The sequence below is a fragment of the Shewanella sp. 1180_01 genome (assembly GCF_052850535.1).
The window spans coordinates 80,425-103,196 of the sequence record NZ_VXCT01000008.1 but is presented as its reverse complement, the minus strand read 5'-3'; the positions used below and the strand labels follow the sequence as shown (position 1 = coordinate 103,196).

The window sequence follows — 22,772 nt, the reverse complement described above, 5'->3', positions numbered from 1 at the left end:
CTATATCCAAGAGTCACGCTTAGGCCCACTACTAATGCTAAGTACTAACAATCAGTACAAATGCTAAGCACTAACACTCAGTGCTAATGGTTCAGCTATAAACGGTTTAGATGAACAAGATTGTGTTCGGCCGTGGCTAATATGGCGTGCCTTACGGACTCGTCCATTTTGTCCCAAGTTTGGTATAGCATGCCGATCCTTGGGTTCTGCGACAATCGAGCGCGGTGTTTGTCCATAAAGCGCCAATAAAAGCTATTGAACGGGCAGGCAAGTGCGCCGCTGCGCTCTTTTATCTTGTAATGACAGCCGCTGCAGTAATCACTCATTTTATTGATGTAGGAACCGCTAGCGGCGTAGGGTTTAGTACCGACAATACCGCCGTCGGCAAACAAGGCCATGCCGCGAGTGTTGGGCATTTCAACCCATTCTATGGCGTCAACATACACGCCTAAATACCACTCATCGACTTGATTTGGCTCGATTTCAGTTAATAAACAGAAATTGCCGATCACCATTAAGCGCTGAATATGATGGGCGTAGGCAAAATCTAATGATTGGGATAACGCTTGTCGCATGCAGTTCATTTTAGTGTCGCCATGCCAAAAATAATCGGGCAGCGTCCCATGGGCATTGAGCGCGTTAGTGCTGGCGTACTGCGGCATATTGGCCCAGTAAATGCCGCGAACGTATTCTCGCCAACCTAATATCTGCCGCACAAATCCTTCGACTTGGGCGATATCAATTTCAGCATTGGTCTGATAGCTGTCGATGGCCGCATTGATGACTTCTAACGGGCTGATTAATTTGCTGTTAAGGCTGAATGATAGTCGACTATGGTACAAGCTCCACTTGGCCGGATGTTGTGCTGTCATGGCATCTTGAAAACGGCCAAAGGATGGCAAGCAAACCTGACAAAAATACGTCAATAGTGTGAGGCTTTGCGCACGGTTTATCGGCCACAGCAATGGCGCATCAATGCGACCCATGGTCGGGATTTGGTGACGCTCAAGCCTAGCGAGAATCTCAGTTACATCGAGGCTAAACATTAATGGCTCAGGCAAGACTTTTATATCCTGAGTTTTAAGCTTCTGACGGTTGCTGGCATCAAAGTTCCATTGTCCGCCGAGTGGTTTTCCTTCTTGCATCAAGATGTTGAAGCGTTTACGCATACGGCGATAAAAGTGCTCCATCATAATGTGTTTGCCGACGGGGAACTGCGCATCGATTTCGTCAAACGGCAAGATAAAGTGCTCTGTATCAACACAGTTCACCACGGCGGTGTTGAGCTTAAGCTGGCTCAATTGCTCAAGTAGGCGGTATTCATCTGGCCTTTGGTATTCAAACTTGATCGCGCCAACCTGTGTTACCTGATGTCGAATGAGCCCCAGTAGATCGCTATAGCCCTGAGTGTTATTGAAGGTGTCATCAAGGGTGAGAAAGAGCACTTGATGCCCTTGCGCCCGCAGCTCTTGGGCAAATTGCGCCATTGCCGCAAAGAAGGCACATATCTTTTGCACATGATGGGTCACATAAGTGTTTTCTTGGTGCAATTCTGCAATCACATACAGCACTTGCTCATCAACACGGTTAAACCAAGAATGTTGGGCATTGAGTTGATCGCCTAAAATTAACCTGACTGTATGGAATTGCTGTAATTGCATTAAGTGGACTCGTTGAATGACAATTTTCAATTGAGGGTTACGGTTAAATGGGGGATTGGGATCAATCTGAAGGTAGCTTTACAGGGGGAAGTTTTATCGCTGTGATTTGGGATTGGTTAACTTCTTTGAATACTGAATCAGGTTAAATTATTTTAAAGCAAAGTCGTGGGGCTTCACCCCACACCCGACCAAAAGGGGAAAAGCGCCTGTTCCCCTTTTGGAAATCCCCCGGCGTCCCTAGCGAAGTTACATGCATTAGTTACTGGTCTCATACTCCAATAAAAATTGCCTAACGGCTCAGATGGGACATCCCTGTCCCCCCGAGCCTGCGCCATCATCCATGATGCCGCCACGGCATTTTTATCTGCGTATTTCGACAACTTCGCAGGGGAAGGTGAACTCCTGAAGTTTCGGTGTTAGCTTCTAATCTCAAAAAATTTTGCCTGTCCTATCTTTTTCATTATTTTATAGTATGTTACTCAATTTTAATGCGTCACTTAACGCAGCAGGAGCTTAGTTTGTATGCGGGAATATGATGGGATTGAAAAGCGTTACCAAAGGCCAGATGCCGATTTAGCTAAAAGTTTGATGATTATTGAAAATTTATTGGGTTTTACGCCGCTAGAGGATAGGTTGGAATTTGATTTGTCTTTTTGGGCTGGCGGTTCAGGTGTATTCGATAAGTTGGCGGTTTCATGTTCTGTGACTCCAGAGCAAATGGTACTCGCTCAAGATAAGTTGAGACTCTATTCCCCAGAGGCAGCGATAGCATTGGATGAATGGCGTGATGATTTTATTTGGTTAGTGGAGGATGAAGACGTTTGTACCGATGTGTTGGTTAGGTCGGCGCATTTTATTAATAAAAATAAAGCGCCATTTCAAGATGTTTGTCTTAAAACGCAGTCCATTTATTTCGCTTACATGAGTGATGTGAATGGCTGGACTGCGGTATGGGGTCAGCAAGATAGGCTCAATTATGCTTATTTCTGCCAAGGATAGCCTTTATCTTTAAGTGATTACTGACAATCGCCAGTTAAGTGTTATTTACCAGTCCGTAATCAAGGGCGTAGTTTTCAAGCTTGGCATCGAGATCATCTAGATCTTTATAAAACTCGTCATCGAGCTTATCGAGTACGCTGTACAGGTCTTGGTTATCGGTTGCGGCTAAACGACGATCTCTGTCGATTGGTACTGGCTTTTCGCCAAACACGGCCTGTTTTGCTTGGTGCAATAAGTTTAACGAGTGGCTTGCTCCCATTTGGATAAGTCCACGTTCGGCGAAGGCGTAATGCTCACCTGAAGAGTTGTCGAAATACTGAATAAATCCACCATTATAGACTTCGCCAGATAAGCAGTTCACCGCATAGTAGTTTTGTTCCTCTGGTCTAAGCGTATAAAAACCTTGATCTTTGTTATGTACCCTTACAACAAGATCTCGCCAAAAGGCTCGAAAGGGACAGGTTTTATCGAGTTCACGCTCATGTTGGTAGTATTCCTTCGCACGCTCGAGATTTGCACGTATGCCATTTTTGCAGGGCATGCATAAACCCTCATTTTTCTCGGCGGTACTCGGAAGGATTAAGGTGTTACATTCTTGGCAGGGGATTTTTTCCGACATGGTCTTTCCTTTGATACTCAAGTCAGTAAGAGAACTCACAGCTTCACAAGCTACCCATTGTTAAATTCTCTGTTTCTAGAGTTTACATCCCACAATTAAGCGTCTATTTACCTAACGTACTAGTTGTACTTTATATTCATCGCGATCAGCGGTTCGCGTGAGGCTTTTTCGGCGCGTAGGCGGGCGAGGTATTTTTCCCATAGATCCACTTGGTGGGTGGCGAGATCGTAGAGTACTTTCCACGAGAATAGGCCTGTGTCGTGGCCGTCATCGAAGACGATTTTTACGGCGTAATTACCGACAGGTTCTATGGCGCTGATGTTGACGTTTTTCTTGTGGGTGACCAGCTTGGGATTGCCGTGACCATGCACTTCTGCCGAGGGCGAGTAGACTCTGAGCATCTCGCAGCTGAGCTGATATTGCTCACCATTATCGAAACTGATTTCTAGAATGCGCGATTTACGTTTCAGTTTAAGATCGGTGACATTCGGCGTTGCTGTGGTCATAGGTTGGCTACCAAGAAAATGCTAAGGATAGGATAACGACTCATTAAAGTAACACCTGACTAATGTAACCACTCGCGGCCAAGGATACAAAGGGTAAGCGAGAGCCTTGGTCAGGCTTTTCGTTTAAGTCACACTTTTGCATTGTGAGTTACCGTTCACCGCCAAGTCGTTGGGCTTGGCGGTGAGCGGGTTTTCACTAGAGGATAAAGCGGCTTAAGTCTTCGTCTTTGACTAAGTTATCTAAGTGGGCGCTGACATAGTCGGCGTCGATAACAAAGGCGGAGCCCGATTTTTCCGATGCCTCGTAGGAGATATCTTCCATCAGCTTTTCCATCACAGTGTGTAAACGACGGGCGCCGATGTTTTCGGTGCGCTCATTCACTTGCCATGCGGCTTTTGCAATGCTGTCGATACCCGATTCACTGAATTCAACTTTCACGCCTTCTGTGTTCATCAGCGCGATATATTGCTCGGTGAGCGAAGCGTGTGGCTCGGTCAGAATGCGTTTAAAATCATCGGCTGAGAGCGCATCTAACTCGACACGGATCGGTAAACGACCCTGTAATTCAGGAATTAAATCCGACGGTTTAGACATCTGGAATGCGCCAGAGGCGATAAACAGTATGTGGTCGGTTTTCACCATGCCGTGTTTGGTGGTCACAGTGCAGCCTTCGACTAACGGCAGTAAATCGCGCTGTACGCCTTCACGGGAAACGTCTGGGCCAGAGGTTTCGCCGCGCTTACAGATTTTGTCGATCTCGTCGAGGAACACTATGCCGTGTTGCTCAACCAATTCAATGGCTTGCTCTTTTAAATCTTCCTGATTGACCAGTTTTGCCGCTTCTTCTTCGATCAACAGCTTGAACGCTTCTTTGATTTTCATCTTGCGACGTTTTGCCGGTGCTTGGCCCATGTTTTTAAACAGGCTTTGCAGCTGGTTGGTCATTTCTTCCATGCCGGGTGGCGACATGATTTCGACGCCGATTTGTGGTTGTGCCACATCGATATCGATTTCTTTGTCGTCTAATTGACCTTCGCGCAGTTTTTTGCGGAACACTTGACGGGTGTTTGAACTGGAATCGGTTTCTGTGCTTTCCCAGTCATTTTTAGGTTTAGGCAGCAAGGCATCAAGAATGCGCTCTTCGGCGTGTTCTTCGGCGCGTTGACGGCATTTACCCATTTGCTGTTCACGGGTCAGTTTGATGGCGATGTCGGTTAAGTCACGGATGATTTGCTCGACTTCTTTACCGACATAACCCACTTCGGTGAACTTAGTGGCTTCAACTTTGATAAAAGGCGCATTGGCGAGCTTTGCTAAACGGCGGGCAATTTCAGTCTTACCCACGCCTGTTGGGCCAATCATCAGGATGTTTTTTGGGGTGACTTCTTGACGGAAGTCTGCGTCCAGTTGCATCCGGCGCCAGCGATTACGCAGGGCGACGGCGACAGAACGTTTGGCCTTTTGTTGACCAATAATATGTGCATCCAGCTCGTGGACAATCTCACGGGGGGTCATTTCAGACATAATATTCCTCACGGGCTGTTTAGTAATTGAGTTCTTCAATCGTTTTGAATTGATTGGTAAATACGCAAATGTCGCCCGCAATTGTTAAGGACTTTTCAGCAATTTCTAGCGCAGACAATTCGGTATTTTGCAGTAGGGCGAGCGCCGCAGCTTGGGCATAATTGCCGCCTGAACCTATGGCAACTAAGTCATATTCTGGCTGTACGACATCACCGTTACCTGTGATGATCAGCGATGCTTCGGCATCCGCAACAACGAGCATGGCTTCGAGTTTTCGTAGCATACGATCGGTACGCCAATCTTTGGCAAGCTCAACGGCTGAGCGCAATAAATGGCCTTGGTGCATTTCGAGTTTGGCTTCGAAACGCTCGAATAGGGTGAAAGCATCGGCGGTGCCGCCTGCAAAACCTGCCAGTACCTTGTTGTGATATAAGCGACGCACTTTTTTGGCGTTACCTTTCATCACGGTATTGCCTAGGGAGACTTGGCCATCGCCGGCGATGACAACTTGATTATTACGGCGTACTGATACGATAGTGGTCACAGTGAATCCTCTTCTGGCCCGCAGCAAAAGTTGCGGTGGATGATGGGATATATATGGGGATGGATGACAATAATTCAAGTAATCGCGGCAAATGCCAAAGGAGTTTGCGATCTTTCGCGCTCCTTTAGCAATAAAAATAAGCGCTTATTGGGAAAGGGTGGATCGACCTACAATAGTGCGGCCATCGAAGGGATAGTATTTAAGATCCCAGTTTTCACTGCCGAAGCTGCGATCGTCAGAGACATAGTTGAAAATGCAGTAAGCATTGGGATCGGTAATGTCGACGGCACCATACCAGTAAACAATGTCGACATTGGGAACTGTGCGCCAAGAGTATTGATCGGCAATGACAAATTCATTATTAGCCAAAAGACCTTGCCATAACTGACCACAATAATCGCCCTGCAATTTAGCACCGGCATCAGCGGTTGCAGTCTCTATTCCCAGTGGAAATCCTGTGGTGGTCGAGTCGAGTTTTCCGTCACCATAACAGGCGAGATCTTGGGTATAACCAGAGTGACCGCCCGCAAGCCAGCAACTGTGATAAAGCTTAACACCAGAGGCAAAGGCCGCAAATGCGGTTTTGGCTCTGGCATCGTGAGCATCTTGGCCTAGGTTTAAAAACCGTGGTGCTGCGACGACGGCCAAGATCCCAAGGATGATAATGACCACAACCAGCTCAATTAATGTAAAACCTTTCGATGACTGCAAACGACTCATATTGCTCACCTATTTGTTAGAGGACAATATTCTAACGGAACTTTGATTTGCAATCAGTAAGCCATTGATAATATTTAGTTGTTTAACATTGCTGTTACATGGTTATGCAGCAAGATGGTAAGCCATCACTTCACCCTTCAATGCAATCAGCCGAATGTAAACGGCTTATAAAGCGGTTTCGTCTATAACACGATAGCGGGTTTGTACGTAGCCATTGTCGTATTGCTGCGTGTGAATTGGCATTAATTGAATCGCTTGAGCTAAGTCGCCAAAGAGGGAAATACCTTTACCCAGTAAAGTGGGGATGCGAGTGAGCGTGAGTTCCTGAATTAGCCCTGCCGCTAAAAAGCCTTGGATTGTTTGGCCGCCATCGATATAGAGATGCTTAAAGCCACGGGTTTTGAGTTGCTCGCTAATGCTTGCTGCATCGCCATTTAGCACTTGCACGTGCTCACTTAACGCCGACGGTACTGTTACACCGCTGCGACTTAATACAAACACTGGGATATTTACATAGGGCCAATCACAATCGAAGGAGAGGACTTTTTCAAAGCTTTTTCGTCCCATTACAATCGCATCGATAGTGTCGATAAAGGTATGATAACCAAAGTCTTCATCGGGATTAGTACTGGGGTGCTGATTTAAAAAGTCGATATCCCCATCGGGCGTTGCGATATAACCGTCGAGGGTCGCGGCAATAAAAACGGAGGCTTTCATTCATCTTCCTTAATGCTATTTTCGAGCGTGTTTCTCTAATGATTCTTTCAGTGCTTGTTGTTGAGCGAGGCAGTCTTGTTTTGCTTTGCCTGACATATCGTTACACATTTGACCTTTATCTGGGCCTTCCAATATGGCGGCTGCAACATAAACTGCGGCATCGGCTGCATTGCATTCTTGTTTGCTGTAGGGGGAATTTGTATCACATTTTGAATTAAGCGGCCCAACGCAGCCACTCATACAGGTCAAGACTAAGGTGCTAAAGCTGAGTAATATTAAAGGTTTGAACATTCGCTCTTCCATGATTCTTATTATTTGAGACGGTTGGAAAGTATATAACTGCTTTGCAGACGGAACTAGAATTGGATCGTTACATTTCCACTTTAGTTGTTATCTTGGAGGAAGGCATTCGCAGATGGAAGCAAAAAAATCCCCGAGGGTATAGTTACCCTCGGGTGGAGGTTCAAAAAGCAGTGGATTTCTTGAGCGCCTGCGGGGCACAAAGGAAGGAACCTATGGCTTGATTGTGCGGGTTGATACGATATTTAACAAAGCCAAATGCGCAAACTGCGACAGCTTGTCGCAGGCTGGATGAAAACTGTGTAGTTACGGTATCTTGAATGGTCGGGGTAAAAAGGGTTTAACGGTTAAATCCTTATGCGTGGCGAGAAGGCGTCGCGATTGTTTAGCGACTATGGGTCATTGGCTTATAAAACAGAATGTAGATTGCCTAAGTGTTGCACTAGCTCTGCCATATTGTTCACTTCGAGTTTTTTCATGATTTTGGCGCGGTGTACTTCAATCGTGCGTAGGGATAAAAACATCGCCTCCGAGATTTGCTTATTGGTCATGCCTTGGATCACATGGGCTAACACTTGCTGTTCGCGCTCGGTCAGTTGGTCAAACTTATGCTGCAGACTTTGCTGCTCGAAGGCCGCTTGGCTTTCACGCTGTGCCTTTTCAATCGCTTGTACTAATGCCTTACCCGATACGGGTTTTTGAAAAAAATCGCAGGCCCCCTTACGAAAGGCGCTTAACGCCATAGGTAAATCGCCGTGGCCAGTGAGAAATATCACGCCTAGCGGGCTGTGGGTTTCCAGTAATTTTTGCTGCACTTCTTGGCCGGTGATTTCTGGCATTCGACTATCTAAAATCACGCAGCCCGCCTGTGATAATGCACAGTGCTCAAGGAAGTCGCGGCCGCTGTTGAAGGTTTGCACTTGATAGCCAAATTGTCCGAGCATAAAGCCTAGTGAATCCAGAATCGCTTCATCGTCATCGACTAGATAGAGTGGCAATTTTATTGACATGGTGTTCCTTGTGGGGCGGTAAGCATGCTATCAGCTTAAGCTGGGTGCCGAGTGGGCTCAATTTTAAGCCTAGGTCTTGGGAGATACATCACTAAATTAGCCAATTCCCTCTGGGCATAAATCAGAGTTTGGCGACATTTCACAGCTTGATTTTTATCTGTGAGCTAAAGTCGTTCCATGACAATGGCATATAAGAGTGGGTAATAGAGGCGATGACGATTGACTCTTGGTGTAAAGCGGTAGTGATGGGATTATGCCTAAGTGTCATTGGGCTCAGTCAGTCCTATGCCGATGACGTGCCGCAGGTGAACCACTTTAGAGTCGGAGTGTTGGCAAATCACAGTGTGTTACAAGCTAAGCAGCGTTGGCAACCTATGATGGATTACCTGACTGAGCAAGTGCCTAATAGTCATTTTGAAGTCGTGCCAGTGGATTTTAATGGCATGCGTAGCCAGTTACTCGGTCATGATTTGCAGTTTATCGTCACTAATCCTGGGCAATATCTGCATCTAAGCAATAACTTCCCGCTGTCTTGGCTCGCGACGATGAAGAGCCGTAAGCATCAAGGCAGTACTTTTACCATAGGCGCGACTATTATTGTCCGCGCCGATAGCCCTATCCGCACTCTGCAGGATTTGCGCGGGCGTAATGTGGTCGCCAGTGATCCGCAGGCATTAGGCGGGTATCAGGCGGCCATGGGGTTACTGCATAAAATGGGCTTTTTACCCGAACAGTTTTTTGGGCAAGTGCGCTTTCTCGGTTTCCCGTTAGAACCGCTTATCTATCAAGTCAGAGACGGCAGTGCCGACGCCGCCATTGCGCCTTTTTGTACTTTAGAAGAAATGATCGCAACGGGTCTTGTTAATCAGGGCGATTATCGGGTTATCCATCCTGCAACGCCTGCAGGATATGATTGCGAGGTGAGCACTCAGTTATACCCAAACTGGTCATTCGCTGCGGCGGATACGGTTTCTCCTAAGCTGACGATGGCGATTACCCGCGCCTTATTCGATTTACCTGCCGATCATATTGCAGCAATTACCGCCGATACTTTGGGCTGGACTGCGCCCGTAAGCCAGTTAAAAGTGATTGAGTTATTTAAAGAATTACAACTACAGGGAGCATCACCACCACTTTATCAAACCGTATACAAATGGATGGCAAAAAATAAAGAATGGGGTGGCGCACTGTTGTTAATTTTCATTATTTCCACCATTTATCACCTGTGGCTTGAATATAAGTTTCGCCAGAAAAGTGAGTTTTTAGTCAGCACTGAGCGTCAATTAAAGGACAAGGCACTGCAGCTTGAGCGACTGCAAAGTGCGGCGATTCTTGGGGAAATAGGTGCAGGACTTGCCCATGAACTCAATCAACCCATAGCCGCCATTACCCAATACAGCGAAGGTGCCATGCTACAACTGGAAAGGCTTGGGCAAGATAATCCGGAACTCTATGATGTACTCGGTAAAATTAATGCGCAGTCGATTCGCGCCGGAGCGGTTGTGCATCGTATTCGCGGTTTACTCAAGCGGCGTCAGGCCAAGACCGAACCTTTAGATATAGTGCCAGTGGTGAAAGAAGCTTTAGCTCTGTTGCGGCGCGAGCTAGACCGAGCGAATGTGCAAGTTAATGTGCGAGTGCAGGGTGAGCCCTTTGAACTGATGGGCGATAGCGTTGGTTTAAGTCAAATGTGGGTCAATTTAGTAAAAAATAGCTTAGATGCGTTAGAAACCTGCGGCGATAATCGTGTGCGTCAATTATGGATCGATATCTATTATCATCCAAATGAAATCAAAGTGTTAGTTATTGATAATGGCGAAGGGCTACAGGGGCAGGCGAGTGAGTTGATGGCATCTTTTGCCTCAACCAAAGATGCGGGATTAGGGCTTGGCTTAGCCATCTGTAAGGATGTGGTTACCCGCCATCACGGCAGCATTCAAATCGAAAACTGTCAGCAATCCACGCAAGCTTTACTGCCTTGGCAACAGGGCTGTGTGGTGACTGTGGTCTTACCTAAGGGGTAATGTGCTTAGCTTCACTTAGCTGCAGATCAATTGTATTAGGGCAGTGGATAGTTTTGGGCGAATTGACTGAGCTTTTCTACTAAAAACTCTATGGTGCGACGGATCTTATGGCTGGGATAATCGGTTTGTAGGTATACCAATTGCAGTGGGATCGGTGGGGCTATTTTATCGGCTAGCACTAAGTGGAGTCTGCCTTCGGTGACATCTTGCGCCACATCGAGCCAACTCTTATAGGCAATTCCACGGCCTTCGATTGCCCAATCGCGGATCACTGCGCCATCGTTACAGAAACGTTTACCCTTGACTTCGATTTCAACGGGGGCGCCATTATGGCTGAATTTCCATTTCTGCCACGGCTCACCGCCGCGATTTAAAATCAGCACAGCATGTTGGCTGAGTTCATTTAGTGTGCTTGGTGTGCCGTGTTGTGCCAGATAAGCGGGTGAGGCGACCAGTACTCTTGGGGTCATGGCGAGCTGACGCCTTTTAAGGTTTGAGTCGTCAAGTTGACCATAGCGCAAAGCTAAATGGATATTTTGGTCTATTAAGTCTGTCATATGATCGCCAAAATACAGCTGCACTGTCAGTTCTGGGGCGCTGTCCATCAATTCATCGAGCCAAGCACGGATCTGACTGCGGCCGATATCCGAAGGCAAGGCGAGACGCACTTCGCCCTTAAGCTCACCCCTGTGTTCGGCTAAATTGGCGCTGGCGGTTTCGAGAATCGCCAGTGCGGGTTTCGCCGAATCGAGAAAGATCCGCCCTTCTTCTGTGAGCTGTAAGCGCCGCGTTGAGCGAGCAAATAGCTGACATCCTAGCTTTTTCTCTAATCTTTGCAGCGCGGCACTTGCCGCTGCCGGCGTCATGCCGATTTCTTTACTGGCTGCCGAGAGACTCTCTAAGGCTGCGATACGCAGCGCTAATTGCAGATCGTTTAAATGATACATATCAAATTATTTTTGAAAATGATTTTAATAATAGCCTGATTATCAATATAGATTAACTAATGCACAATTGCACCACTGATGTTTCATCTTAATTTCTGGTTCGGAGTGTGTATGAGTTTATTCATGTCTTACAAATTAGCGTCACTGGCGCTAAACAATCGCATTGTGATGGCCCCTATGACTCGGGCGCGTACCATGCAGCCAGGCAATATTCCTAATGACCTGATGGCGCAATATTATGCCCAGCGTGCCTCGGCGGGGTTAATCATTACAGAAGCGACACAAATCTCCGATGACAGCCAAGGCTATTCATTTACGCCGGGCGTGTATACCGCAGAGCAAATTGAGGGCTGGAAAAAAGTCACTTCGGCGGTGCATGAAGCAGGCGGTAAAATCTTCAATCAAATCTGGCATGTTGGCCGTGTATCACACCCGATTTTTCAGCAGGGTAATGCCCCGATTGCGCCATCAGCTATTACGCCCGTTGACACTAAAGTATGGATTGTGGATGAAGCCCATCCTGAAGGACAAATGGTGGATTGCCCAGAACCTAGGGCTATGGTGCAAGCGGATATCGACCGCGTTGTGGCCGATTTTGCACAGGCGGGTGTGAATGCGGTTGCGGCGGGTTTTGATGGCATCGAAATTCACGGCGGCAATGGTTATCTGATTGACCAGTTTTTACGCACCAATTCAAACCACAGAACCGATGTCTACGGCGGTTCTCAGGAAAATCGCATTCGTTTTTTACTCGAAATTGTCCAAGCCGTGAGTGCGAAAATTGGTGCCAATAAGGTCGGGGTTCGCCTCGCCCCTTACGTGACGTTTAAAGATATGGCGTGTCCCGAAATTGTAGACACTATTCTGTTAGCGGCTAAGCATTTATCGGCATTGGGCGTGGCCTATTTGCATCTTTCAGAGGCGGATTGGGATGATGCGCCCAAGGTGCCAGAGTCCTTTAGAGTCGAGCTGCGTAAAGTCTTTAAGGGCAGCATTATTGTTGCGGGTCGCTACGATGTAGCGCGTGCCAATGAGGTGATTGAGAGCGGTTATGCGGACTTAGTTGCCTTCGGTCGTCCTTTTATTGCCAATCCTGATTTGCCTTACCGTTTAATGCATCAATTGCCTTTATCTGCATTCGACAAAGGGCCCTTGTTTGGCGGCAGTGCGGCGGGTTATACCGATTATCCTACACACAACGAAGTATTGAGAGCCGTCATCCGATCCGCTGACGATGAGGTGGCCTAATGGATCGGGTTAACCGTTTATCTGTGCAGTGCTTACCCGCTTGGCTCAGCTTAAGTCTATGGTTTTCAGGTTTTATAGGTATCGCGATTGTGGGTTTTAGCTTAGCCAGTCTGAGCTTAGATGCTATGGCCGCCCAAGTCGGCGCGACCCCAGAAATCACTAAAGTACGAGCGGCGTTAGTGCCTAAAGTCTCGGCAATGGAAACGATTTCTGATGAATCACCGCAGGCACAAGTTATCGCCCGCGCCGCCTTGCTGTATGCCAGTTTTTGGAGCACGGGCGATGTATGTTTTGCCCACAGTGCGTTAGCGACAGGGTTTATCGACCGTACTCTGCCCGCTGGCCGCGCACAGGGGATCACGGGGCCACTCGAAGCCTCAAAGGCATTTAGGGCAGCGGTCCCCGACCTCTCAGTTTCAGTTGAGCATTTGCTAGTAGTTGGCGATCGTGCAGTGGTACGTCTGCGTTTTAATGGCCGCTTTACTGGTGTCTTTGGTGAGCAACAAGGCCAAGGGCAGAAAATCGATTTTCGTGCTGTTGACATGTATCGAGTACGGGATGGTTTCATCACAGATAACTGGCACCTTGAAGATTATCAAACGCTATTTTCTCAATTAGCTGCAGGGACTCAATCATGAATCAACGTCGACGATTTTTAATGGCAGGTGGCGCCATCGCTGCTGGGTTCGGCCTAAGCCAAACGGCGCTTGCTATTGGTTTACCATCATTAGATACCTTAGAAAATGACTCCAAAAGTTCAGGTGGCAGTGGGATGAACAAAATATTTTGGCCAAGTGGTGAGCAGTTAGTGATTTCAATCTCAATGCAGTTTGAAGCAGGTGCTCAAGATAAAAATGCCGAAGGGCCGTTTCCGCCGATGGAAAAGGGCTATCCAGATACCATCACCCCGACTTGGTACGATTACGGTATGAACGAAGGCATTCCAAGACTGCTGCGCTTGTGGCGTAAGCACAATATCAAGGTGACGTCTCACATGGTTGGGCGCGCCGCTGAGCTACATTCTCAACTTGCCAAACAAGTTGCAGATGAGGGGCATGAGATTTCGGGCCACGGACAAACGTGGACGCCACAATACAGCATGTCGCCAGCAGAGGAACGCGCCTCCTATGTAGCGAGTATTGAGACGCTGCAAAGGATCACTGGTCAGCGCCCCTTAGGTTTTAATGCCTTTTGGATGCGCCATAGTACTCAGACCCTCAATATTTTGCAGGACTTAGGTTTTATTTATCACATTGATGACCTATCGCGGGACGAGCCTTCAATTATCCCAGTAGGAAATAAGCCGTTTGCGGTTGTGCCTTACACTTTACGTAACAATGATATCGGCCGTTTTGGTGGCAATACTGCTATGACTGCCGCGGCCTTTTTGCAGGAACTAAAGGATGAGTTCGATATGCTCTATCAAGAAGGTTCGACGCAGCGACGGATGATGTCGATCAGTGTGCACGACCGTATTGGTGGCGCTCCTGGACTTGTGACCGCTTTAGATAAGTTTATTCAGTACGCGAAAGGTCACACTAACGTAGGCTTTATGCGTAAAGATGCCATTGCTAAGTGGGCGCTGGCGCAAAAGGACACACCGACCAATCCTGTAAGAACCTTTTAGCCTGCTATAACTCTCGTTCTCGTTGATGGCAGTTGGAAGAGGTTTGAATGGTTAACAAAAAGCGCGTTGTTTAACGCGCTGTTTGATTTTGGGAACCTTATTGGGTCGGAAGCGATTAACGCATGGCTAACATGGCCCAAGTGCGGCGACCTTGCTCCAGAATGATCCCCACGGCAAGTCCCGCAGCGGCGTTGATAGCGAGGCAAGTCACAGCGGTTGATAAAATCACAAAGATACAGAAGGGCTTACCATCGATTAAGCGTTTCGACCATGCTAATTGTAGCCCCGCAGTGGTCAGTAAACTGCCGAGGATTGCCATAGGAATAAGGCTTAATAGCCAAGCGATATTAGTACCCCAGCACAGGGCTATCATTAAGCACGTACTGCCAAAAATTAACGGCGCCAGATAAGTGCGAGCGCCAAAATGGTATTGCACCGCAAGTCCGCCCGCACCGTGGCACATGGCCGAGGCACCAAAGGGCGCGAGCAATAAGTTGGCAAGGCCTGAGCTAGTGGCGAAGTTTTTGGGCGTGAGTTTGGCGGCATCTTCAGGAAATTTCTCCTGTGCCATCACAGACGTGGCGATCACTGCATTGGTTAAGGTGAGAGCCAGTTGTGGCAAAACCAATAAAAGGGCGGCGGAAGTCCACTCAATAGACGTCGGCCATGCCAATTGAAATGGCGCTGTAACGGCTTGAATATCAAAGTTAGTGACTAAATTAGTTTGTGTACTGGCTTGCCAAATCATCCCCGCCGCTATGACTAAGGGCATGGCAAGGTAGCGCAGCGGCAAAAATTTACTGATAAATAACAGGACAAAAGCTCCCACGCCAAGCAGCCAAAATTCACTCATCATCTTAGTGCCCATCCACATCAGTTGCAGACCGATGGCGAGTTGAATGCCAACACTTACTGCTTGGGATAACTGTTTTGCTAACCAAGTAATGGCGCCGCTAAAAGCCAGAATTAACAGGATAATGCCCATCAACATGGCGCTTGCCTGCAACATGCCTGGGGTTAAGCCCTGAGCGATCACCAGTGCAGCGATGACTTTCATCGGTTGTACCGGAATCGGGCGACGGTAAAACAGCGCGCTGAGAATAGCGAATAGACCAAACCCCAAAAAAATCCCTTGGGGCGAAAATTGATTAAGGGCAATCAGCCCCAACACCAAAGGCAAAAAAGTGCCTAAGTCGGCAAAGGCACCACTGGTTTCACCGAGTAAACGGTTGAATGAAAGATGGAATACTGTTTGGGATATTTTGCCCGAGGTCATACTGATTGCCGTAATTGAACACGCTATGACTACGCAAAATAAATGCCATAAAAATCAGATGATTTGGCGGATAGACAGAGTCAAACTACCGTGAAGCGTCACCCGGTGAGACAAACTGGGGCAAGGTAGAAGACTGGCTGAGTCTAAATGTCTGTGTTTGTGCCAGAGTGGCAACATCATAAAAAAGAGATCTTAGTGAAGCACTAAGATCTCAATGGGTTTTGCAGGGAATGGTTTAATTAAGGCTGTTTATGTTTTGGTCCTTGTTTATTCTTCATTGGGTCACCTTGATAACCTAGGGCTTGCCAATCGAGTCTTGAGCCTTTGTTATGGCAGTCGTTGCAATTTAAGGCCTGTGCTTTAGGTGACACCATATGGTTGATACGCCACCACATTTCTGTTTCAGCAAAGCCATATTCGCCACTGTATTTCAGGCCTTTTTCTACCATAGTCGGGTTGGCTTCCATTCCGAGCTTGGCAGCTAAGCTCCAATCGAAATCGCTCCAGTAACCGCCTTTGCCATAGACTTTAGCGGTCACAAAGATATTGAGTTTTTTGTCGTAAATTTGCTTACCTGTGTGAACTTTAAAGGGATAAATTTTCGCTTTTGCATCATTGATATCGCCTATGGGGTAGGTGAGTTTTGTGATGGCATTCGGGTCCATTTTGTCGCCAGTCATGTACGCATTGGCTGTACCGTTATACCAAGCGTATTGGGGTTTAACCATTTTATCCCAGACAAAATTGCCTTTTTTCTTCTGGTAGGTGTGTTTGCCGTATTGGTCAACGGCTTCTGGTTTATCCTCGCCTGCGGTTGACCAATCCCAACGCATTTTGGTGGGTTCATTCTTAGCAAAGTAAGGGATATGGCAGGTTTGACAGGCAACCGTTGCCGTATGAGTGTTGAGCTTCTTATTGCTGTGCGGTGCGCTGTCGTGGCAGTTTTCACAACCAATATGGTCTATACCACCGGGAGATACGCCCATCGCATTGCCAGATATCTGATGTTTTTCAGTGGTGTGGCAGTTCTGACATTGAAAGTCATTTCCGTCGCTATCCATGTGAACATCGGTCGCTTTGTCTGGGTAAGACATGGAAGAGTCAAGATCGCCATGTTTCACCGCATCGCCACCTCCGCCATAGAAGTGGCAACTGCCGCAGTTGTCGCGAACTGGCTTACCGACATTTTGGGCGATTTTAGCTAAGTCGAGTTTTGCCATTGGCTCGCCCGCGCCTGCAGGATCTTTTACATAAGTTCCAGTCGTATCGTGGCAGACAAGGCAATCGACTTTAGTTTTATCTTTAAAATCAAAGTCGTTATCTTTCCAGCCGTAGCCCGCATGGCAGCTGGTACAGCGAGGTTCGTTGCCTGAAATTGAGGTGCAGAAGTTATTGATACTGTTCTTTTTGCCCCTAAGTACGGTTCTGTCGGGCAGCTTTTGTTCTAACTCCCAAGTCCAGTGGGAGGTTTTCATAACGTCTGTGGCTTGGTCTTCATGGCACACTAAACATTGTGCCGTGACTTGCGTACCCGTCGCAAAGGGGCCCTCGAGCACCTCTTTATGGGGATTAGCGGCATAGGTATTTAATGTCATACCCGCCAAGGCAATAAGTAAGAGTCTTCTCATTTTTTACTCCCACCCTCGGCTTGACCGAGGGCTGATAGCTGTTATTTATGACGGATTAGAAGTTAATTGTGAGTGAGGCGTTCATGTCGAAGGCGGTATCGACCACAGGCAACATGGAGTAAGCCGAACCTGCTAACACATCATCAATTTTTTGCGGAGCACCCACAGGTGTGCCGCTACCTGTGTATTCATAGTCGTAGTAAAGCCCGGCCAATTTGATAAACATTTTTGGATTGATATCAAAGATATAATAGGCTTCGGCCACATGACCACGGGTGGCAAGTTTGCTACCGATAGGGTCGTCTTGGGCTTGGGTGAAGGGTGTCCAATATTTAGAACCATAGTTATATTCCAGACCAAACTTGCCGTAGGGTGCAGGAATTTGTACGCCGACATAAATGCCGTAACCGTCTTTGGTATCACTATCGTCACTGGTTTTAGGCACCATGATGATCTCAGTACCAGTGCTATTTAACTCAGCCTCGAAGATAGCATCGGATAACATGCCACCAAACATACCTGCGTTGCCATTGGGCTCGGCGCGAGTCCAGCCGAGTGAGGCAAACCATTTAATATCGTTTGCTTCTTCCCGTGCAAAGCCAATCCCGCCTAGGTACATGTCACCCATCACACCGCTGGGTTGTACTCGGGTAACAAAGTTAAAATTGTCGAACTTTTGCATATCTTGGTACATGGTCGGAGCGAAAATGCCCGCCAGCTGAGTCGGGAAGGCCATAGTGCCTTTAAAGCCGTCATTCACATCTTTAGCGCCAAACAGGGTGAACTGGAGGAAGTTGGTGCCATCGTTGATGGCATCGATATTAAAACCACCGAGGTGGGTATCTTTAGTGACTATGTCACCAAACATTTCGCCATTGCCCCATTGGGATTCAAAGCCTTGGCCGTAACAAAAACGGACAACTTGCCCTTCAACCCCGGTGATTTCCCCTAGGTTATAACCTAGGGTGGCGCCATCGAAGTTGAAGTTAACTAAATGGCCTGAAGGCGTGCCGCCACGTAGCTCGTTTTCACGGTAGTGGCTTGGTGGGCCATAGGTTGAAGGGCGACGGCCAATGGAGAGATAAAACTCGGAGCCGTTGATTTTTTTCCAGTCAAAATAGGCGCGTTCGACCCGCAACCAGTCGCCACTGGTATTGCCGCTGCTGGTGCCATCCATAGTGAAAGATCGCCAAGAGTCAAACACTTGCACTCCTGTGGAGTCGCCCCAGTTTTTGAACATACTGAGACGGCCAGCAAAGCTGACGTTATCCCATACTTTTGCCTTAAGGTTGAGGCGCAGTCGAGTGGTGTAGTAGATGTCGTTATCTATGTCTTGTACGCTTTTGGGGGCGAGCACATAGGGCATCACGCCCTGCAACATGCCATTTTGGAAGGCGGCGGCAAGGTCTGGATTGGCTTGCATCATTTTGCCAAGAGGCGAATTTAGATCGTTGGGCATGCCAAAGGCGCCCGACATAGCTTTGGCGCCAAAGTCGTTGAAGTTAACCTTCATCGCAGGGCTCCAAACCACATCTTGGAAATGCAATGAATGGGCTTTAGTGCGGAAATCACCTGTAATTTCAAGACGATCTAATGATGTGTGTCGCTCTGTTTTATCTACGCGATTATTAAGGTCATCCAATTGCTCGGTAATATCGGCAAGCTGTTGTTTAAGTTCGGTAATTTTTTGCGTTTCATTTTGCACATCGTTCGGTGCAGCAAGGGCTTGGCCCGACATAAACAAGGCATTAGCAACGAGTATTGAGATAAGGGTACGCATAAGGTTTCTCCCTGAGTTTTTTTGTTGGCGCTATCTCGCTAAGAAGCATTTCGCCAAATTTACCCAATAGGAGTCCCTGAGGTGTTTCCCCATTTTTTCTCGCATTGGGTTTGAGTGTTAAGCCGCTAGGTGTAAAGCAGTTGCAGGGCCGCTTTGTGCTATGGCTTTAGGCTGTTAAGGCGCGAAGGCCTTGCTCGAGATCAGCCGCAGGTTTGTGGTTGGTCTGAGTCAGCGGCGTGGTCATACAAAAATTGCTGTATGTCCTTAAGGTCTTGTTCTGTGAAGCCGTTGAATACTTCTGGTTTGAGCTTGTGCTTATCTTTATCAAAGAAGCGATCCCATTGGCTCATAGTCTTGGTCATAGGTGTGAGTTCACCGCCTTCGCCACCTTGGCTATGGCAGGCTTTACATTCTTTTTTGTATAAATGTTTACCTTTCTTTGGGTTACCACCGTCTGCTGCGTAGGCATTGATACCTAAGCTGCCTATTACGGTCATTGCTATTGCTATCTTGGTTAATGTTTTCATCATCTCATTCCTTACTTTTGTGGTCATTTGTATGACTTTGTTGGCGAAGTGTTTTTATTGATTCCGCCTTGTGAACAAATTTATCAAAAACCACAGTGAGTAAATTTGAGGTGCATCACTTCCATTAAAAAAATCTAATTGATAAAAACTTCATTGATAAAAATCTAATTGACTGTATTTTGTCGCGGTTTACGTCATTTTTATTTCAGTAAAACCAATAGGTTGATTTTTTAGCTAAATTAGCCATGACGATTTTACCTGTCGTGTTTGGTACTTAACACGCCAAAAGCGACTGTGATTTAGCTAACACTTTGTAAAATATGCATTAACTAAAGTAGCTATTTTAAAATTAGCGAGATGGGGAGGGATGTGGCACTAAGCTATAAATGCTAGAGCATGATCTGACATTTTTTGTTTTTTGGCTTGGGTTGATGAGTGTTTCTGAGCCGTATTCGCCTAAACAGTCTAGGCGAATACGGACTCGGGACGGATTAAGGTTGCTGGCGCGTTGGTGCTAGAACGATTTCGCGTACGCACACATTTTGCGGTTGTTGCCATGCAAACAGTGCGGCAGCGGCGACGTTTTCAGGCGCGATAACGCCGCCCATTTCTTCTTTCCAGTCATGGTAACCGGCTTTAATGTCATCGCTGGTGGTATGACTTAGCAACTCAGTTTCTACTGCGCCTGGGGCGATAGTGATAAGGCGTACGTCATCCATGGCGACTTCTTCACGAATGTTTTCTGTTAAGGCGTGCACGGCAAATTTAGTGGCGCAGTAAGCAGCGTGGTTTGGAAAGGTTTTACGCCCCGCCACTGAGCTGATATTAATGATAGTGCCAGTTTTACGAGCTTTCATGTCGGCTAATACCGCATGAATGCCATTAAGTACGCCCATCACATTGATATTGAGCATGCGGCTCCATTCGTTAGGATCTTGCACATCGATCTGACCCAGCAACATCACACCCGCGTTATTGATAAGACAGCCGACAGGGCCAAATTGTGCTTCTGCTTGAGTTATGGCGGTTTTAATGGCTGCAGCGTCGGTGACATCGACGCTGATAGAGAGGCTGTTAGGTAATTCAAGTGCTTGCATTGCTTCAACCCGGCGTGCCAGTAATAACAGTGGGTGGCCTGCGGCGCTAAAACTTTTGGCCATAGCGGCGCCAATACCCGATGAAGCGCCCGTGATGACAACCAGTGATTTAGTAACTTGATTCATTAGTATTTCCTATTAATTGAAGTCAATCTGAGCCGTAAACAAACTGTTTTTCGGCGTCTTTAAGTTGGCAATCAGTATAGGCTGGGGATTTTTAGCCGAAAAATACTTATTCCAGCTGGATATGATAGGCTCAGCCTATGACACTATTATCGAACTTTGTACTAATTCGCCGTTGTCGGAGAAGATAAAATGGTTGATTTACGTTTACTGCGTTTCTTTATCGCAATTTTTGAAGAGAACAATATCACCGCAGCGGCTAACCGTTGCTTTGTGAGCCAGCCTTCACTGTCAGCTGGTTTAAAGCAATTGGAAGAAGAGTTAGGCGGCCAGCTATTTGAGCGTAGTAAGAAAGGCGTTAAACCCTTAGATAGCGCCCATTATTTGTATCCTTTGGCGGTTAAATTAGTTGAGGAGGCGAGTAAATTGCCGGGTCTGTTTATGGCGAAGGCGAGCCGACAAAAGCTACGTTTGGCTGTGATGCCAGATCTCAGTCAGCGGCGTTTGGCGGGATTTTTACAGCAGGTGAATCAAGCCATTGAGAAGCTAGATCTGGAGCTGGTGGATTACCAAAGCCCCGCAGATTGTCGTTTAACTATCGACAGTTTACGCCATGAAGATGAAGTGTTTTTCCCGCTGTGGGAAGAAGATTATGTGTTGTGCGTCCCCAAGGAGCATGCCCTCGCCCAAGTAGATAGCCTACGCCCCGAGCAGCTAAATGGTTTTGACTTTATCGAGTGTCCCCCCTGTGAAGCTCATCAGCAGACGATAGGTTTATTGGCGTGCAGCAATATGTCGCTCAATTTAGTCGCTAAGGCCGAATCTAAGTCTCTCGTGATGTCGCTGGTGTTGGCTGGATTTGGGGTGAGTTTTTTGCCTGATGGTTTAATTGAGGATGAGCCTAGACTCAAGCAAGTAAAATTTGATGGTCCGAGAATGTTTCGTCGTATTGGTCTGTGTTACCCGTCCCATCAGACGATTGCGCCAACGCTGGCAGCCTTGTTACGGCATTTAGCCGCACACGCGCATTAATTCCAAGTTAGTTTTGGGTTATCAGTATTCAGATCAGTGAGTCGCTAAGGGCGATTCAGTGAGATTAAGCGGAGGCTCGACGCCATAGGACTCAAATAGCCGAGTGATTTCACCTGAGGTGCGCATGTCGTCGACTATCTGGTGAACTTGCTTGGCATATTGATGCAGCGGGGACATGAGCGGAATGCTGAAATAGCGACCGTTCTTGCTGATGTCGACGTATTCCATCTGCTTAAGTTGGGGATTTTTAGCAAAGAATTGCATCTCATGTTGTTCGGAGGTGATGGCTAAATCGATACGCTCTGCCTTCAACATATTGATTAACTGGCCGTTATCATTAACAAAAGACACTTTCAGTTGATTTTGATTGTCATTGAACTGCGGACAGTAAAAAGCGCCTCTGAGTGCACCAATGATATAAGGCTTTAATTCATCGAAATTTTTGACCTCAAGCTGTCGATTCGCAAGGGCAAAGTAATAGACGTAGCGCTTGTCGTAGCCCAGTAGCATAGGGTCCAGAAAATCGTTGCGCTCGGGTGTCATCGAATGGACGGGAATGAGGTCGACTTGTCCCGTTTCGGCGACTTTTATCGTGCGTGCCCAAGGCACATTACTCCAATTTACCGTGTGACCTAGACGGGTGATAACTTGATTGATCACCGCAGCACCTGGGCCTTTGCACTCACCATTTTCGAAATAAATTACAGGATGCCTATCGCGGCAGTGTGCTTGCCAGTTAACGGCAGAGGTTTCTGCTCTCGCTTGGGGCAGAAATAAGCATGAAATGACGATTATCAGTATCAGCCTCATTCATCTTGCCTATTAAAATGGTCCGTTTTAATTATCGGGCTGGACAGTTAAT

22 protein-coding genes are annotated in these 22,772 nt (G+C 47.2%); 6 read left to right on the top strand and 16 right to left on the bottom strand.

Going from position 1 to position 22,772, the window contains the following annotated elements; all coding sequences use genetic code 11:
• Positions 1-95: 95 nt before the first annotated feature.
• Positions 96-1,661 (bottom strand): cryptochrome/photolyase family protein, encoded by a 1,566-nt coding sequence (locus tag FW758_RS07025; RefSeq protein WP_446445003.1) that lies wholly within the window; start codon positions 1,659-1,661, stop codon positions 96-98.
• 522 nt (positions 1,662-2,183) lie between these two features.
• On the opposite strand from FW758_RS07025, the gene FW758_RS07020 reads away from it, so the two are divergent.
• Positions 2,184-2,660 carry a hypothetical protein gene (locus FW758_RS07020; protein WP_198573037.1) on the top strand — a complete coding sequence of 159 codons (477 nt, stop codon included), beginning with the start codon at positions 2,184-2,186 and terminating at the stop codon, positions 2,658-2,660.
• A gap of 34 nt (positions 2,661-2,694) precedes the next feature.
• Here FW758_RS07020 and FW758_RS07015 read toward each other — a convergent pair whose 3' ends face one another.
• The 8 genes from FW758_RS07015 to FW758_RS06980 all read right to left on the bottom strand — a co-directional run bounded on the left by FW758_RS07015 (position 2,695) and on the right by FW758_RS06980 (position 8,601).
• Positions 2,695-3,279: a DMP19 family protein gene (locus FW758_RS07015; protein WP_446445002.1), complete on the bottom strand. Its 585-nt coding sequence runs from the start codon at positions 3,277-3,279 to the stop codon at positions 2,695-2,697.
• Between the two features lie 119 nt (positions 3,280-3,398).
• Positions 3,399-3,785 carry a gamma-butyrobetaine hydroxylase-like domain-containing protein gene (locus FW758_RS07010; protein WP_063883307.1) on the bottom strand — a complete coding sequence of 129 codons (387 nt, stop codon included), beginning with the start codon at positions 3,783-3,785 and terminating at the stop codon, positions 3,399-3,401.
• A gap of 196 nt (positions 3,786-3,981) precedes the next feature.
• On the bottom strand, positions 3,982-5,310 hold the full coding sequence (hslU, locus tag FW758_RS07005) for an ATP-dependent protease ATPase subunit HslU (RefSeq protein WP_311991644.1): 1,329 nt from the start codon (positions 5,308-5,310) through the stop codon (positions 3,982-3,984).
• A 19-nt stretch (positions 5,311-5,329) separates the two neighbouring features.
• Complete coding sequence (gene hslV, locus FW758_RS07000) at positions 5,330-5,854, bottom strand: ATP-dependent protease subunit HslV (RefSeq protein WP_011918556.1); 525 nt, start codon at positions 5,852-5,854, stop codon at positions 5,330-5,332.
• 144 nt (positions 5,855-5,998) lie between these two features.
• The gene (locus FW758_RS06995) at positions 5,999-6,574 is read right to left on the bottom strand and encodes a type II secretion system protein (protein WP_131523473.1); all 576 of its coding nucleotides are present in this window, start codon (positions 6,572-6,574) and stop codon (positions 5,999-6,001) included.
• A gap of 165 nt (positions 6,575-6,739) precedes the next feature.
• A complete protein-coding gene (locus tag FW758_RS06990) occupies positions 6,740-7,291 on the bottom strand; it encodes a dihydrofolate reductase family protein (RefSeq protein WP_446445001.1) in 552 nt (183 codons plus the stop codon).
• A gap of 15 nt (positions 7,292-7,306) precedes the next feature.
• A complete protein-coding gene (locus FW758_RS06985) occupies positions 7,307-7,582 on the bottom strand; it encodes a hypothetical protein (protein ID WP_432357824.1) in 276 nt (91 codons plus the stop codon).
• 416 nt (positions 7,583-7,998) lie between these two features.
• Positions 7,999-8,601 carry a response regulator transcription factor gene (locus FW758_RS06980; protein ID WP_432378563.1) on the bottom strand — a complete coding sequence of 201 codons (603 nt, stop codon included), beginning with the start codon at positions 8,599-8,601 and terminating at the stop codon, positions 7,999-8,001.
• A 212-nt stretch (positions 8,602-8,813) separates the two neighbouring features.
• Between FW758_RS06980 and FW758_RS06975 the strand changes: the two genes are divergently transcribed.
• Positions 8,814-10,625 (top strand): sensor histidine kinase, encoded by a 1,812-nt coding sequence (locus FW758_RS06975; protein WP_446445000.1) that lies wholly within the window; start codon positions 8,814-8,816, stop codon positions 10,623-10,625.
• A 35-nt stretch (positions 10,626-10,660) separates the two neighbouring features.
• Here the strand turns inward: FW758_RS06975 and FW758_RS06970 are convergent, their stop codons facing one another.
• A complete protein-coding gene (locus tag FW758_RS06970; protein WP_446444999.1) occupies positions 10,661-11,572 on the bottom strand; it encodes a LysR family transcriptional regulator in 912 nt (303 codons plus the stop codon).
• A 111-nt stretch (positions 11,573-11,683) separates the two neighbouring features.
• Here FW758_RS06970 and FW758_RS06965 point away from each other — a divergent pair, with 111 nt between their 5' ends.
• Genes FW758_RS06965 through FW758_RS06955 form a run of 3 tightly spaced genes read left to right on the top strand, consistent with a single transcriptional unit; the run spans position 11,684 to position 14,447 of the window.
• Positions 11,684-12,820, top strand: coding sequence for an alkene reductase (locus FW758_RS06965; RefSeq protein WP_446444998.1), 1,137 nt, complete (start codon positions 11,684-11,686; stop codon positions 12,818-12,820).
• The gene (locus FW758_RS06960) at positions 12,820-13,458 is read left to right on the top strand and encodes an ester cyclase (RefSeq protein ID WP_446444997.1); all 639 of its coding nucleotides are present in this window, start codon (positions 12,820-12,822) and stop codon (positions 13,456-13,458) included. Before FW758_RS06965 ends, FW758_RS06960 begins: the two co-directional genes overlap by 1 nt.
• Complete coding sequence (locus FW758_RS06955; protein ID WP_446444996.1) at positions 13,455-14,447, top strand: polysaccharide deacetylase family protein; 993 nt, start codon at positions 13,455-13,457, stop codon at positions 14,445-14,447. Before FW758_RS06960 ends, FW758_RS06955 begins: the two co-directional genes overlap by 4 nt.
• Positions 14,448-14,562: 115 nt before the next feature.
• Here the strand turns inward: FW758_RS06955 and FW758_RS06950 are convergent, their stop codons facing one another.
• The 5 genes from FW758_RS06950 to FW758_RS06930 all read right to left on the bottom strand — a co-directional run bounded on the left by FW758_RS06950 (position 14,563) and on the right by FW758_RS06930 (position 20,881).
• Positions 14,563-15,723, bottom strand: coding sequence for a putative sulfate/molybdate transporter (locus FW758_RS06950; protein WP_446444995.1), 1,161 nt, complete (start codon positions 15,721-15,723; stop codon positions 14,563-14,565).
• Positions 15,724-15,962: 239 nt separating this feature from the next.
• Positions 15,963-17,351, bottom strand: coding sequence for a tetrathionate reductase family octaheme c-type cytochrome (locus FW758_RS06945; RefSeq protein WP_063883317.1), 1,389 nt, complete (start codon positions 17,349-17,351; stop codon positions 15,963-15,965).
• A gap of 55 nt (positions 17,352-17,406) precedes the next feature.
• Positions 17,407-19,131, bottom strand: coding sequence for a DUF3373 domain-containing protein (locus FW758_RS06940; RefSeq protein ID WP_446444994.1), 1,725 nt, complete (start codon positions 19,129-19,131; stop codon positions 17,407-17,409).
• Between the two features lie 200 nt (positions 19,132-19,331).
• Complete coding sequence (locus FW758_RS06935) at positions 19,332-19,661, bottom strand: c-type cytochrome (RefSeq protein WP_446444993.1); 330 nt, start codon at positions 19,659-19,661, stop codon at positions 19,332-19,334.
• A gap of 488 nt (positions 19,662-20,149) precedes the next feature.
• A complete protein-coding gene (locus FW758_RS06930; protein WP_126491060.1) occupies positions 20,150-20,881 on the bottom strand; it encodes an SDR family oxidoreductase in 732 nt (243 codons plus the stop codon).
• A 189-nt stretch (positions 20,882-21,070) separates the two neighbouring features.
• Between FW758_RS06930 and FW758_RS06925 the strand changes: the two genes are divergently transcribed.
• Positions 21,071-21,910: a LysR family transcriptional regulator gene (locus FW758_RS06925; protein WP_126491061.1), complete on the top strand. Its 840-nt coding sequence runs from the start codon at positions 21,071-21,073 to the stop codon at positions 21,908-21,910.
• Positions 21,911-21,943: 33 nt separating this feature from the next.
• Here the strand turns inward: FW758_RS06925 and FW758_RS06920 are convergent, their stop codons facing one another.
• Complete coding sequence (locus FW758_RS06920) at positions 21,944-22,720, bottom strand: substrate-binding periplasmic protein (RefSeq protein ID WP_432358000.1); 777 nt, start codon at positions 22,718-22,720, stop codon at positions 21,944-21,946.
• Positions 22,721-22,772 lie beyond the last annotated feature (52 nt).